This window comes from Mucilaginibacter sp. CAU 1740 (assembly GCF_039839285.1).
Classification (GTDB): domain Bacteria; phylum Bacteroidota; class Bacteroidia; order Sphingobacteriales; family Sphingobacteriaceae; genus Mucilaginibacter.
In genome coordinates this window covers 1-13,922 of record NZ_JBDOQS010000021.1, presented here as the reverse complement: position 1 = coordinate 13,922, position 13,922 = coordinate 1, and the positions used below count along the sequence as shown (strand labels likewise).

At 42.6% G+C, this 13,922-nt stretch carries 14 protein-coding genes; 7 read left to right on the top strand and 7 right to left on the bottom strand.

The features are described 5' to 3' along the window. Window positions 1-27: 27 nt before the first annotated feature. Window positions 28-981, bottom strand: a complete 954-nt coding sequence (locus AAFN85_RS30745; RefSeq protein ID WP_347531798.1) for a Smr/MutS family protein — start codon at window positions 979-981, stop codon at window positions 28-30. 119 nt (window positions 982-1,100) lie between these two features. Between AAFN85_RS30745 and AAFN85_RS30740 the strand changes: the two genes are divergently transcribed. After that, window positions 1,101-1,607 (top strand): DUF892 family protein, encoded by a 507-nt coding sequence (locus AAFN85_RS30740; protein WP_347531797.1) that lies wholly within the window; start codon window positions 1,101-1,103, stop codon window positions 1,605-1,607. Window positions 1,608-1,899: 292 nt separating this feature from the next. Next, window positions 1,900-3,765 carry a M1 family metallopeptidase gene (locus tag AAFN85_RS30735; RefSeq protein ID WP_347531796.1) on the top strand — a complete coding sequence of 622 codons (1,866 nt, stop codon included), beginning with the start codon at window positions 1,900-1,902 and terminating at the stop codon, window positions 3,763-3,765. Window positions 3,766-3,837: 72 nt separating this feature from the next. Here the strand turns inward: AAFN85_RS30735 and AAFN85_RS30730 are convergent, their stop codons facing one another. From AAFN85_RS30730 to AAFN85_RS30720, 3 genes are all read right to left on the bottom strand, one after another. Then, window positions 3,838-4,224, bottom strand: a complete 387-nt coding sequence (locus AAFN85_RS30730; protein WP_347531795.1) for a YtxH domain-containing protein — start codon at window positions 4,222-4,224, stop codon at window positions 3,838-3,840. Between the two features lie 182 nt (window positions 4,225-4,406). After that, window positions 4,407-4,601: a cold shock domain-containing protein gene (locus tag AAFN85_RS30725; RefSeq protein ID WP_347531794.1), complete on the bottom strand. Its 195-nt coding sequence runs from the start codon at window positions 4,599-4,601 to the stop codon at window positions 4,407-4,409. Between the two features lie 122 nt (window positions 4,602-4,723). Continuing rightward, complete coding sequence (locus AAFN85_RS30720) at window positions 4,724-5,863, bottom strand: PAS domain S-box protein (protein ID WP_347531793.1); 1,140 nt, start codon at window positions 5,861-5,863, stop codon at window positions 4,724-4,726. A 481-nt stretch (window positions 5,864-6,344) separates the two neighbouring features. On the opposite strand from AAFN85_RS30720, the gene AAFN85_RS30715 reads away from it, so the two are divergent. Both AAFN85_RS30715 and AAFN85_RS30710 read left to right on the top strand, forming a co-directional pair. Further along, window positions 6,345-7,010 carry an HAD family phosphatase gene (locus AAFN85_RS30715; RefSeq protein WP_347531870.1) on the top strand — a complete coding sequence of 222 codons (666 nt, stop codon included), beginning with the start codon at window positions 6,345-6,347 and terminating at the stop codon, window positions 7,008-7,010. Between the two features lie 79 nt (window positions 7,011-7,089). After that, window positions 7,090-7,851, top strand: a complete 762-nt coding sequence (locus tag AAFN85_RS30710) for a hypothetical protein (RefSeq protein WP_347531792.1) — start codon at window positions 7,090-7,092, stop codon at window positions 7,849-7,851. Here the strand turns inward: AAFN85_RS30710 and lysA are convergent, their stop codons facing one another. Beyond that, window positions 7,852-9,003, bottom strand: coding sequence for a diaminopimelate decarboxylase (gene lysA, locus AAFN85_RS30705; protein ID WP_347531791.1), 1,152 nt, complete (start codon window positions 9,001-9,003; stop codon window positions 7,852-7,854). It lies immediately after the preceding gene. Window positions 9,004-9,100: 97 nt separating this feature from the next. After that, entirely contained in the window at window positions 9,101-10,411 is a 1,311-nt protein-coding gene (locus tag AAFN85_RS30700) for an aspartate kinase (RefSeq protein ID WP_347531790.1), read from the bottom strand. A 771-nt stretch (window positions 10,412-11,182) separates the two neighbouring features. On the opposite strand from AAFN85_RS30700, the gene AAFN85_RS30695 reads away from it, so the two are divergent. Genes AAFN85_RS30695 through AAFN85_RS30685 form a run of 3 tightly spaced genes read left to right on the top strand, consistent with a single transcriptional unit; the run spans window position 11,183 to window position 12,688 of the window. After that, window positions 11,183-11,728 carry a sigma-70 family RNA polymerase sigma factor gene (locus AAFN85_RS30695; protein WP_347531789.1) on the top strand — a complete coding sequence of 182 codons (546 nt, stop codon included), beginning with the start codon at window positions 11,183-11,185 and terminating at the stop codon, window positions 11,726-11,728. Next, window positions 11,709-11,981 carry a hypothetical protein gene (locus AAFN85_RS30690; protein WP_347531788.1) on the top strand — a complete coding sequence of 91 codons (273 nt, stop codon included), beginning with the start codon at window positions 11,709-11,711 and terminating at the stop codon, window positions 11,979-11,981. The genes AAFN85_RS30695 and AAFN85_RS30690 overlap by 20 nt, the downstream gene beginning before the upstream one ends. A gap of 14 nt (window positions 11,982-11,995) precedes the next feature. Then, complete coding sequence (locus tag AAFN85_RS30685; RefSeq protein WP_347531787.1) at window positions 11,996-12,688, top strand: ATP-dependent Clp protease proteolytic subunit; 693 nt, start codon at window positions 11,996-11,998, stop codon at window positions 12,686-12,688. Between the two features lie 116 nt (window positions 12,689-12,804). Here AAFN85_RS30685 and AAFN85_RS30680 read toward each other — a convergent pair whose 3' ends face one another. Then, window positions 12,805-13,677, bottom strand: a complete 873-nt coding sequence (locus tag AAFN85_RS30680; protein ID WP_347531786.1) for a creatininase family protein — start codon at window positions 13,675-13,677, stop codon at window positions 12,805-12,807. Between the last annotated feature and the right edge of the window lie 245 nt (window positions 13,678-13,922).

Sequence of the window (13,922 nt, the reverse complement as noted above, 5' to 3'; positions counted from 1 at the left end):
ATGTGCAGCCCTGTTTATTTAGCCGGATCATTTCAAGATTACTTTGGTTGCTCCGTAACCAAACTTCTCTTTACGGGCATCCATAAAGGTTTGTACTTTTTTGTTTTTGCCTAACTGCCTGTGCAGTTCATTACGCAAAGTACCGTTGCCTGCGCCGTGTATAAAAGTAATATCGGGCAGTTGATGAACAATAGCAGCATCCAGCGCTTTATGGAAGTGGGCCAGCTGGATGTTCATAATTTCCGAACTATCTAAAAACTGGTGATCATCGCGCAGCTTTTCAATATGCAGATCAACCTCGCTAACAGGTTTTTCAACTACAATTTTTTCGATTGGGGTTTCAAAAAAACTTTCTTTTAGTTTTTGCGCATCAATAACCAGTTCCGGTTCATCAAGCCTGATCAGCCAGCCCGCTTTATTAAGTAAAGGGAGGTTCTTTTTAGTGGTCGAAAAATCTTTGGCTTTAAACTTTTCCTCGATGTTGAGCGGGGCAGGAGGTTCAACGTTTTGCTTGGTGCTGAACAAAACATTAAAAATAAATTTAGGCCAAACCTGCAGATCGGCCAGTTGGGCTGAGTAAATATTTTCGGTTGATTTTGGGGTGATAATGCCCGCAAATTCGCCTTTAAAAACCTGTTGTTTATCTGTGGTTAAAGTAGCCAGTAGTTGGAAAGATGTTTCATTTATGAGATGAAAATGTACCACCGAATTTGCTTTCTCGTCTACAGCTACACCAATGTAAACGCCGTTTTTAACAAACTGGCCAAGATCTATCGGTTTCTCGTCGGCAACGGTATTGCCACTCTTTTTACCGCCGGTTTGTTCGTATCCGTGTACGTAAGTTACCTTGGCAGCCAGTACCGGAATTTCAAAATCATCTTCGCCGGTAACACCTATCATTTGCTCGTCGATGATGCGGGTTACAAAACCTTCCATTTTTTCATCAACAAACCGAACAAAATCGCCTAATTTATATTTCATAACATTGGTAGTATCAATATGCAAAGGTAATTTATCCTACCGAACCATCAGCAACAATAAAATTTACAGTTTTTTAAATAAGTTTAACAGATAGTTCAATCTCCTTAATTTTCACACCCATGAGCAACAGTACCCCTAAAACCCTCGATCAGGATACGCTTAAACACGTATTTGTCCACAATTTAAACCGGATTTATTTTGGAAAATGCTATCTCAATAATCACCTTGAACACCTTAAAAGCCTCGCCTCATTTACCGCACTACAACAAGGGATACAGGAGTTTTGGGATGATATTAAAAAACAAATTGCCCGGATGGAGCAGGTTTACAAACTGCTGAACGAGATCCCATCCGATAAAAATTGTAATCCCATAAAATCTATTGTTAAGGATGAGTTTTGTTTAGATGAGGAACAGGCCATACCGGTGCTGTTGGATATGGATATTATCATGTATCTGCAACTACTGGAGCATATTAATATAACATCGTGCCATATGCTCATTATGGTTGCCGCACAGTTAGAGTACACCGAAGCTCAACAGCTTTTAACCGAGTGTAAAGACGAATCGATTGATAATGACGAACTGTTTACGCTTATTACAAAAGAGTATATAGCTGTAGGTTAGACATTTAATATGAAAATAATAGCAAAAAAGAAAGCCATCCGCATAGCGCGAATGGCTTAAATGTTAGTTATTTAATACCCCTATTAAAATAACTAAAGCAAAGTAAAAAAAATATATTCGTTACAACGAAAATATTTAATCATAAAAAATATTTGTGACAGCTTTGTTACAAAAGGATTGCAGTACAACGATTTACCAGAGGGTTTGAGCAAAGGAATTTTTTGATTAATGTTTTCTACACATCAAAATTTAATTCATTTACATTAAATTGCAGGTTGAAATTTAAGACGACATGATCAAACCTATTATTTTATCGGCCGTAGGCTGCCTTTTTTTAGTGCAGGCTAAGGCTCAAAGCCTGTATATGCCCCGTGATATACAAAAGGCTTATCAAAAAGAAACCCGATCGGTAGATGGACGTCCGGGGAAAAAGTACTGGCAAAATACCGGTAAATATAACATTAGCATTACCGCTATTCCGCAAAGCCGCTCGCTAAAAGGTACCGAGCAGATCACTTACATTAACAACAGCCCTGATACGCTGAAAAGGCTTAACATGAAGCTGATCGTTAATATTCACAAACCAGGTGTTGCGCGTATGGGCGATGCCGGTGCCGATTACCTTACTCCCGGAATTCAGTTTGATAAATTTGCTGTTAACGGCGAGGCTAAAAAAGTTCCATCTACCTCAACCAACCAATGGGTGCCTTTAACCAAACCCTTAATGCCGCACGATTCGGTTAAGCTGGATATCGACTGGCATTTTGAGATCTCGAAAGAAAGCGGCCGCGAAGGTATGATCGATTCAACCACCTGCTACCTGGCTTATTTTTACCCAAGGGTATCGGTATATGATGATTATAACGGATGGGACAGGCTACCATTTTTAGATGCCCAAGAGTTTTATAACGATTTTAACGACTACAAATTAAGCGTAACCGCCCCAAAAAACTATGTAGTTTGGGCAACGGGTACCTTACAAAATGCTAACGAAGTACTACAGCCTGAGTATGCCAAACGTTTGCAGGCTTCATTCACCAGCGATTCGACCGTACACGTTGCTTCTGCTGCCGAGCTTGCGGCCCACAAGGTGACTGCTCAAAAAGATCTGAATACCTGGGTATGGACTGCCAATGATATTAGTGATGTAGCTGTAGGCGTGAGCGACCACTATGTATGGGATGCTGCCAGCGTTGTGGTTGACGATGCAACCCATCGCCGTGCAAGCATGCAGGCCGCGTTTTTAGATAGTTCGGAAGATTTTCACCATGCAGTGCAGGCTGGCCGTAATTCGCTGGATTGGTTGTCGCACAACTGGCCGGGCGTACCTTACCCATTCCCCAAAATGACCTCCTTTCAGGGTTTTGCCGATATGGAATACCCTATGATGGTAAACGATAGCCATACCGATGATATCCGTTTTTCGCAATTTGTGCAGGATCATGAAATAGCCCATACTTATTTCCCTTTTTACATGGGCATTAACGAAAGCCGCTACGCCTTTATGGATGAAGGCTGGGCCACTACTTTCGAGCTGCTGATAGGCACATCAGAAGTAGGTAAAGAAAAAGCCGAAAACCTGTACAAAATGTTCCGTGTTAATGGCTGGATCCATGATGTGGCCACTGCCGAAGACTTGCCGGTTATTACCCCATCAAGTGAGTTAAGAGGCGGTTACGGCAATAACTCGTATGGTAAACCATCATTAAGCTATTTCGCGTTGAAAGATATGCTGGGCGATGAACTGTTCAAAAAAGCCCTGCATGGCTATATGGATCGCTGGCACGGCAAGCACCCTATACCATGGGATTACTTTAACTCAATTAACAGCGTTACCGGTAAAAACTATAACTGGTTTTTTAATAATTGGTTCTTCACTAATTACTACATCGACTTATCGATTAAAAACGTAACTAAAGCAACCGGGGGCTATGTGGTAGCAATCAAAAACGTTGGCGGCTTTGTAGTTCCGTTCGATGTAAAAGTGACTTATGCTGATGGCGCTACAGAAACCTTACACCAAACACCTGCTGTATGGGAAAAAGATCAAAAGGCGATCACTGTAAATATCAAAACCACCAAAGCAGTAAAATCAGTTACCTTGGATGGCGGCATATTTATGGATGCTACCGATGCTGATAATACCTGGACTAAATAATAAAAAAAAGCATATAAAAAATAAAACCCGGCCAATTGGTCGGGTTTTATTTTTTTATGATAGTACTAAATATTATGCGTTTTGTACTGAATTGTTCAGGTTATCGGCAGTAGCTTTTACTTTTGATTTTGCATCTTCGGCAACATCAGTTGCAGTGCCTGCAATGTCGTTAAACTTTGCTTTTGCTGCGTCAACAGCGTGGTCTTTAGCATCCCACAAATCGCTTACTGTACCATTAAATTTGGTTTTAGCTTTGTCAACAACATTGCTGCTGTATTCTTTTATATCGTGTGCAGTGGTCTGAGCCTTATTTTTTGCGTTGTCAACTAAATCGTTGATGTAATCTGCAATGTCTCCTCTTAGTTCAGTTCCTTTTTCAGGAGCTAACAACAAACCTAAAGCCGCGCCTGCAGCCGCACCTATTAATAATGCTGCTATAACTTTTGCTTGATCTTTCATGTTCTTTATTTGTTTATGTGTAGACGATTTATGATACTATGCTTTAAACAACAACAGTGCCAGTTTTAATTTAAAGATATCATTCAAACATTAAGTTATAGTGCCTGCTGCGTTAACAATATACAAACAAAAAAGGCACCCATAAAAATGGGTGCCTTGTAGGCTTAATGATTATATTATAATTATATAACTTTTACATTTACCGCGTTCAAACCTTTACGGCCGTTTTCAACTTCGTATTCTACGGTGTCGTTTTCACGGATCTCGTCAATTAGGCCTGTTGAATGAACAAATATTTCGGCACCGCCATTGCTTGGTACGATGAATCCGAAACCTTTTGTTTCATTGAAAAATTTTACTGTTCCTTGATTTTGCATTATTTTATTTATTAATGCGCCCAAGGTAGGGATAATTTGGCATACTTTAACAGGCCGGACAGCTTTATTTAGAACGGTTATAACCGCGTTTGCTTCTAGATTTGTTATAAAGCCCTTTACGCTCAGGCCACTATGGCCAGGTGTCTGCCCTGTATCGTATCTTCCGAATCTTTTACTATCGCCCTGATCTTCTCGTCAAGTTCGTTAATGGTATGTTCAAGCATGCTGAAATAACTAAAGTCGATATCTTCCATCCGCATCAGATCAATGATGCCAAGTAGTGAAGCTACGGGGCGACGTAATTCATGCGATTGGATGATGGCTATCCGATTAAGCGCTTCATTCTGGATGCTGATCTGTTCTTCGTGCCGTTTGCGGGTTGTGATATCGGTTGAGTTGATGGCCACGCCAATTACTTCGCCTTCGTCATCTTTTACCGGTACAAAGGCCGTTTCTTTCCAGCAAACCTGTGGCGTTCCTGGCATTAGTTCCCATTCGCGCTTGATCGATCTTCCGGTTAAGGCTACAGCGAAATATTTTAGGAACTGGCTTCTGATCTCTGCATCGGTATAATCGATCAGGTTATCACCATTAGCCAGCTTTTTATTGTAAGCTGTTTTGAAAAATACAGAGGCCGCTTTATTAAAGGCCATTATTTCAAGGCTCCTGTCAACCAAAATATGGGTATCCTTCGAACTATCAAAGATAGCTTTAAGCTTCATTTCCGATTCGGTAATGGATGCCTTTTGCGATTGAGACTGTTTATGCTGCTGCTCAAGTGTTTGCAGGCTCCAGTTAAGTTCCATCAGGTTTACAACCTGTTTTGCCAAACTTTTTAATGATTTAATTTGGCGGGGACTTAGCTCGCCTGTTTTAAAATCAACTACGCATAAGCTACCTACGGCATGCCCATCTTTAGTTAGAAGAGGGGCGCCGGCGTAAAACCTTGCAGCTGTTGGACCTGTAACCATAGGGTTGTTGGCAAAACGCTCGTCGGCCAACAGATCGGGTACTACCAAAACTTCGGTTTGGGCTATGGTATGGTTGCAAAATGCAACCTCGCGCGGGGTGCAGGTAATATCAGTTCCTGTTGCTGCTTTAAACCATTGCATATCGGTGTCAAGCAGCGTAACAAGCGCTATGGGGGTGTTACAAATGTCTGCCGCCAGGCTAACCAATTCATTTAAATCGACTATGATATCGTCGTTAAGGTCCTTAAACCTTTGAACGGCACGCAGGCGCAGGGGGGCGCTGTTCGTCATACAATCTTTAGTAGATTTTTTTAATGCCTTAAATAATTTTTTCTTTTCGGCATTCAAAATATATGCCTTTTTCCTGAACTACGCAATAGATTGCATTGCAGATGTTAAAAATGTAAAAATAACGCTTGTTTTTGGTAATCGTTCTGTTATAACCAAAAGGAGTTAACTATTGTTTAAATCGATAATTCGTAAAGGTTAAAAACAGGCAAATAAAAGAGCTGTTGGTTGTATGGGTGTTGCGACACTGTTGTACACAAAAAAGCCCATCAGCTTTTGGGGCCAAAGGGCTTGCTAAACCAATAATCGCACAAAAAACAACCTCGACGCCCCGCCTTATCAGTTTAGCCACATTTTATTACTTATCCTTATCAACTTAGCCTGTTAATGTGTTTAAAGAATATACGCCTGTTTCCGGGTTTTAGTTTTTAAAAACTTAAGTTTGCCGCCGAAACCGCGATTGGTTTCAAATTCCCCTCATAAAATTGAAAAACGAATGAAGGCCTTTATTTTTGATCTTAACGGCACAATGATAAACGATATGCCGTTCCACACCAAAGCATGGCAATATCTTTTAAATAATGATCTGGGCGGCAACTTTACCTGGGACGAAGTAAAACCACAGATGTACGGTAAAAACCAGGAAGTACTGGTACGCCTGTTTGGTCCCGATCGTTTTACGTTGGAAGAGATGGACCGCCTCGCTATCCTGAAAGAGCAACGTTACCAGGATGAGTTTTTACCTCACCTTGCACTGCTGCCCGGCTTACATGAGTTTTTGGAAGCTGCCTATAAAAAAAGGATCCCGATGGCCATTGGTTCGGCCGCTATTCCTTTTAATATCGATTTTGTGTTAGATAACCTCAATATCCGCCATTATTTTAAAGCGATAGTAAGTGCTGATGATGTGGTACTAAGCAAACCCCATCCCGAAACATTTTTAAAAGCCGCCGAATTATTGAACACCCTGCCAACCGATTGTTTGGTTTTTGAAGATGTGCCTAAAGGTGCAGAAGCAGCAGCCAACGCCGGAATGAAAGCCGTGGTACTCACCACAACACATGAGCAAGAGGAGTTTGCCGAATTGCAGAATGTAGTTCACTTTGCCGCCGATTTTACTGATAGCTATTTTACCGCATTGGTAAAATAATTAGTGGCACCTGTTATTATAGCGGGAGTTTTAGCGTATTATTGTTTAGATTATAAACCTTGTATCTGAACCTATTACGATGAAACTCCCTTTAATTTTTTGTTTGCTTGGCGTTGCCATAACCATTACATCATGCAGTGAACATGTGTACGCACCTGCTATGCATCATAGCGATATTGCTTATCTGCCTAAGCCCGTAGTTTCGGATACTGCCAGATCTTCAACTTATATTTCCGGAGGGATAGTGCAGGATTATAGTCCTAACTACGCTGACAAACTGGTTAGCGGACAACTGAATTTGAGCCGGGGCCATGCGTTCGATCATTTTAACCTGGCCTACGGAGCCTTTGGAGCATTTGGAAGTTATCACAATAAAGAACTACAGCCTAATGATCCATATTATTTTAAGAACAAGTTTTTTGGCGCTGTTGGCGGGCGACTTTCAGGCAATGCCGTGATCAGCACCCGTAAAATTGATTTTCGCATTATAGGTTTTGAAGCGGCATACAGCCATGAGTTTGGCGATTACCTCAATTTTAGAAGGGCGGTAACCAATATGCCAAAGTTTTATACCGATACCCGTACCGACTTATTTACTCTGGGTGCAACAACTGAGATGATATTTAAAAGCCGGAGCCTGGACAACCAGTTTGGTTTCAGGTTTTTTTGGGGAGGTACGTTTGGCGACAATGGCTATCGCAACAAAAACAGCGATTACCTTTACCGGGTTGATAGTCCGGGTGTGGTAACCGCTGCTTATTTTATGCAGACAAAAAATTACATAGTAATTGTTGAAGGCGGATATTACTGGCAGTTTAGATTTGGCTACCGGTTCAAATAGCTATTCTGAGTAAACAGAACCAACTTTATCGCGCAGGTTATAGCCCGAAGCCATAACCTCGCCGTAAGCACCGGCTGTGCGTACAGCGATCAAATCGCCGCGGAATGATTCGGGAAGGGTAACGTCTTTCCTGAAGCAGTCGGTACTTTCGCAAATTGGCCCAACAACATCATAAGCTAAACTTTCGGCTTCCTGTTTTCTGCTCAGGTTCTCTATCTGGTGATATGCCTGATAAAGCATCGGGCGGATCAGCTCCGTCATACCAGCATCAAGGATCAGGAAGTTCTTTTTCTGACCGTTTTTAACATACAGTACACGTGAGATCAACGAAGCGCTTTGAGCAACCAATGCGCGACCCAACTCAAAATGTACTTCCTGTCCCGGCTTAACATTCAGGAAGTTTTTAAACACCTGGAAATAAGCTTCAAAATCGGCAATGTTAGTATCGGGGTTGTAATAGTCAACGCCTAAGCCGCCGCCTGTATTCAGCACTTTTACCGGGAAACCACGGTCTTCAAACCAATCCTGCATTTCGTTAATGCGGGTACAAAGGTTTTTGTAAACCTCCAGATCAGTAATTTGGGAACCGATGTGGAAGTGGATACCTAAAAATTGCAGGTTATCACATTTGCGCAAAGCAGCCGCAACATCGGGCAATTGCCATGTATTGATGCCGAATTTGTTTTCATCCAAACCGGTAGTGATAAAATGGTGGGTATGGGCATCAACGTTAGGGTTAATGCGGATAGCCACACCAGCCTTTTTATTTTTAGCCTTAGCCAATCCATCAATAATAAAAAGCTCCTGGATGGATTCTACGTTAAAGCAGAAGATATCCGCATCAAGGGCAAGGTTTATCTCCCTGTCTGATTTGCCTACGCCGGCAAATACCACTTTACTTTTATCAAAGCCATGCTCAATAGCTGCTTTAACCTCGCCACCGCTCACGCAATCGGCACCAAAGCCATAGGTTTGGATGGTATCGATAACTTTTGGATTGAAGTTGGCCTTCATGGCGTAATGCACATGGAAACCATGCTTTGCCGAAGCATCACGGCAGGCGCTTAAAGTGTTTTTCAACACTTCTATATCGTAGTAATAAAACGGGGTATCTAAGCCGTTAAATTTATCTATAGTTTTTGTTGTGAACATTGTAATCTATCATCAAATCATGCGTGGATCATGCTAATCGGGGATTGCTTCGTTCCTCGCAATGACGTTTTTAATTCAATTTTAAATAAATCCGAAATTAAAACAACCTGTTGTGCAAGCTCCTCAAAGTTTCAACCTTATCTTCGGTTTTAACCAATAGCGATAGGTTGTGGTCGCTACCACCGTACGAGATCATCCTTAACGGGATATGCTTAACTGCCTCCAACACACGTGCCGCGTAACCATGCTTTTCAGCACCGAAATCGCCTACCACGCAAATGATGGTTTGGTTAACATCTATCTCTACCGAGCCGTAAGTATTCAGTTCTTTGGTGATATCGCCAAGGTAAGTTGTATCATCAATAGTTACCGAAACGCCCACTTCGGATGTAGTGATCATATCGATAGAGGTTTTATAACGTTCAAATACCTCGAATACCTTACGTAAAAAACCATGCGCCAAAAGCATTCTGCTTGATTGGATCTTAATGGCCGTAATGGCATCTTTAGCCGCGATAGATTTGATTTTATCCTTCTCGCTGGTATTGGTGATCAGCGTGCCTTGTGCCTTAGGATCCATGGTGTTTAGTAACCTAACCGGGATCTTGTAGCGTTGAGCAGGGAAAACACTTTGAGGGTGCAATATTTTCGCACCGAAGTAGGCCAACTCGGCAGCTTCATCAAATGATAGCTGGGCGATAGGCTGGGTACCTTTTACAATGCGAGGATCGTTATTGTGCATACCGTCAATATCCGTCCAGATCTGTACTTCTTCGCTGCGGATGCCTGCTCCAATTAGTGAGGCTGTGTAATCGCTTCCACCGCGGCGCAGGTTATCTATCTCGCCGTAGGCATTACGGCAGATGTAGCCCTGCGTAATGAACAGGTTTACTTCCGGGTGTTTATCAATCAGCGGTTGGATGTTCTCGGTGATGTAGTCAACAATAGGCTCGTTGTCTTCATCTATCTTCATAAAATCCAAAGCAGGCAGCAGTACCGACGGTACGCCAATCTCTTTCAAGTAAACATGGTAAAGCGTGGTTGAAAGCAACTCGCCCTGGGCAACGATGATCTTATCTTCAATATTGGTGAAATGATCATTAGCCAGGTTGCTTAGTAATGAAAAATGGTAGTCGATCACCTCCTTGCCCTGGGCTAAAAACTCAGGCTTGGCAAGCAGTTCCTTTATAAAAATTTCGTACTTATCCTTCAGGATAGTAATAAGCTGTGCCGCCTTCTTCTTATCGCCGGCAAGGTAAGCTTGTCCAATTTCTACAAGGCTGTTTGTTGTGCCTGACACTGCCGAGAGCACCACCACCTGCCGCTCGGCCGGGTTAATGATGTCAAGCAGCGCTTTCATCCGGGCGGGGCTACCTACTGATGTCCCACCAAATTTTAAAACTTTCATTTATTTATGTTGCTGTTAAACTGATACACGGGGCATCGGTATTTGAGGGGCTAAAAATAAGGTTTTAAAATGCTTATCTGTAATGTGATTGGAATTAAATTAGTTGAGGATCGCAGGTGAAGTTTTAGGCACGCGAAGGCGCTAAGATTTTTAAGGGTGAATAGTTTGGGATTTTTAGGCACGCAAAGGCGCTAAGACGCAAAGGTTTTTAAGGGTGAATCGTTTGAGATTTTTAGGCACGCAAAGGCGCTGAGATTTTTAAGGGTGGATAGTTTGGGATTTTAGGCTCGCAAAGACGCGAAGGCGCTAAGGTTTTTAAGGATGGATAGTTTAAGATTTTGAGCACGCAAAGGCGCTAAGACGCAAAGGTTTTTAAGGGATGGATAGTTGAGAGTTTTTTTTATGTACGAAGATGATAAAAGAACCTTCTCGACTTGGCGTACTTAATTCTTCCCATGCACTCTAAACCAATCCACAAAAAAACTTTGCGTCTTAGCGCCTTCGCGTGCTTACTTCTACATCATGCACTCTAAACCAATCCACAAAAAAACTTTGCGTCTTAGCGCCTTCGCGTGCTTACTTCTACATCATGCACTCTAAACCAATCTACAAAAAAACTTTGCGTCTTAGCGCCTTTGCGTGCCTCACTCTGCATCATACATTCTATAAAAACGTGTCCCCTGCGTGAAAAAAACTCCATCAAAAAATAATTTCATAAATTCACGGTGATATATCATCCATTTTGCGCACTTATTATTAAACGCGATGATCATGGCAAATGAAATAGTTTTTGATAACCCGGTAGCCGAAAGGGAAAAGCTCATTACAACGCTTTATAAAACGGCTTTCCCTGTTGCGGCCAAATATGTAGCCAAAATGGGTGGGTCGTTTGATGATGCAAAGGATGTTTTTCACGATGCGCTGGTTATTTACTATGAGAAATTGGTTAATGGTGAGTTGACCGTGCAGGCTAATGAGAAAGCCTATTTGTTAGGCATAACCAAACATCTTTGGCTCAAAAAGTTTAGGGAGGATAGCAATAACCAGCCGCTTGATGAATCTGGATTTGATATTACTGATGAAGCAGACGAGCAATTATCGGGAAGCAAACTGATGCACTACCTCGAAACTGCCGGAAAAAAATGTATGGAGTTATTAAGCGCTTTCTACTACCACAAAACCCCAATGAAAGAACTTGCCGGATTATTCGGTTACACAAGCGAGCGCTCGGCCACGGTACAGAAGTACAAATGCATTGAAAAAGTAAGGGAAACTGTTAAACAACAATCATTAACCTATGCGGACTTCATTGAATGAGATCAAGGCAATTGATGATCATGTACTGAAACTGGCCCCGCCCGATGACGCGTTGCTGTTTGAGGCTAAACTGATCATCAACCCAGCACTTCATGAGCAAATTGTGTTGCATAAGCAAACCCTTAGCATGGTAAAACAGTACGGCCGTAACAACCTCAAAACCGAGATAGAAGCTGTACATCAAAAACTATTCAGCCAAGTCGAACACCAAAGTTTCAGACAAAAGATCATGCGTTTATTCGGTAAACGTTAAACACCTTAAATTTTATGAATATCAAAAATGAGTTCCGCAAATACGCGGTAGGGCACCGCCGTGTGCAAAGTTTACATGTAGATAGGTTTATAGCGCGGGCAAACAACAGCCAGATCAACATGGGGATGACGCCTTACATAATGGAAGAACGCCAGTTGAACATATCGCAAATGGATGTTTTTTCGCGGTTGATGATGGATAGAATCATTTTTCTGGGTACGGCGGTTGATGATAACGTGGCCAATATCATCCAGGCGCAAATGCTGTTCCTGCAATCGGCAGATGCCAAAAAGGATATCCAGCTATACATCAATTCGCCGGGAGGGTCGGTTTACGCCGGATTGGGTATTTATGATACCATGCAATTCATCGCGCCCGATGTAGCAACCATTTGTACCGGATTGGCTGCTTCTATGGCTGCTACGTTACTTTGTGCCGGAGCGCATGGCAAAAGGGCTGCGTTACCACATTCAAGGGTAATGATGCACCAGCCGCTGGGGGGCGCGCAGGGGCAGGCCTCGGATATTGAAATTGCGGCTATACAGATAGCCAAAATGAAAAGGGAACTTTACGAGGTAGCAGCTAAGCACAGCGGGCAGAGTTACGAGAAAATTCACGAGGTATCTGACCGGGATTACTGGATGATAGCCAAAGAAGCTAAAGCTTTTGGGGTAATTGATGAAGTGTTAGGGGCAAAGGAGGATTGATAGTTTCAAAAATGTCATTGCGAGCGCAGCGTGGCAATCGCACGGAAGCATAGCCGCCCTGTATAGCAAGCGATTGCTTCGTCGTTCCTCCTCGCAATGACATTTTGGAGATAGGTTTACTTATTCACCCCATCTACCTTATCATAAAACTCATTCTGTAGTTTAATGGTACTGGTATCAGCCTTAATAACTTTAAGTGCCTGTATAAAAGTAGCTATTTCATGTTCGGCTATAAACTTACCAAACTCGGTTGTAGCTTTAGTGCCTTCGCCGGCATAGTGGTTTGGGTAAGCGGCGTACCACCATATTGGTGTATATACATTAGGCAGACTTAAACGGTGCTGGTTATCGCCCGATTGTGAGGCAGCCCTGTCCATCTTCATTAAATCCGGACGATAGTACAGTAGGGTAGCCGTTTCGCTTTCACCGGCGTGCTGATCATTTTCCATTGGCGATTTATGCATTTTACGATATTGTGCATTGTATTCTTTATCGCCTCCTTCAGGATTATAAAAATACACCGCGTAATTGTGCCGCTTATTAAGTAGCGATTGCATAAAAAACTGGATAAACTCGGGGTTGCCGCCGTGTCCGTTCAGGATCACTATTTTTTCGAAACCGTTGCGGGCAATTTCGTCGCAGGTGGCTTCCAGTAAATCCCATATCACTTTGCTTGGCAATGCGAAGGTGCCCGGTTGGTGGCGCGCCTCGTTGATCTGTCCGTAAAAATAATCCGGGAAAACTACCGCGTATTCGCTTTTAACAGCATGAGCCGCCCACTCACGTACATGGATCAAATCGGTACCGATGGGGGAGTGAGGGCCGTGTTTTTCGAGGATTCCGATGGGCAGGATACAGGTTTTAGCCGATTTTTCGAGCGCGGCTGGAAAATCGGAGGCAACCAACTCATCCCAACGGGCAGGTAGTTGCTGGGCATAGCTGTATCCCGAAAGCAGCAGGGCCGCAAACAGCAGTAAAAAGGTTTTCATAATGGTAAAGGGTTTATTGTTTGGTTAATGTTGATGGTAAGTTACAAACTTAAACCCTTGTGTTTGTGAGGGTAATTTAAAAATTACAAAGTGAGTTGGTGAACAGATACCGGGCGCAGAGTTTACTCACCCCGACATCGCTTTGCTTGTCACCCCTCCTATGTTTGTTGTCAATTGATAAATTAGCAATCAAATAAAGTGAAAAGGGATGAGAGCAGATGGTCACCCCAACAACCATAAGGTAT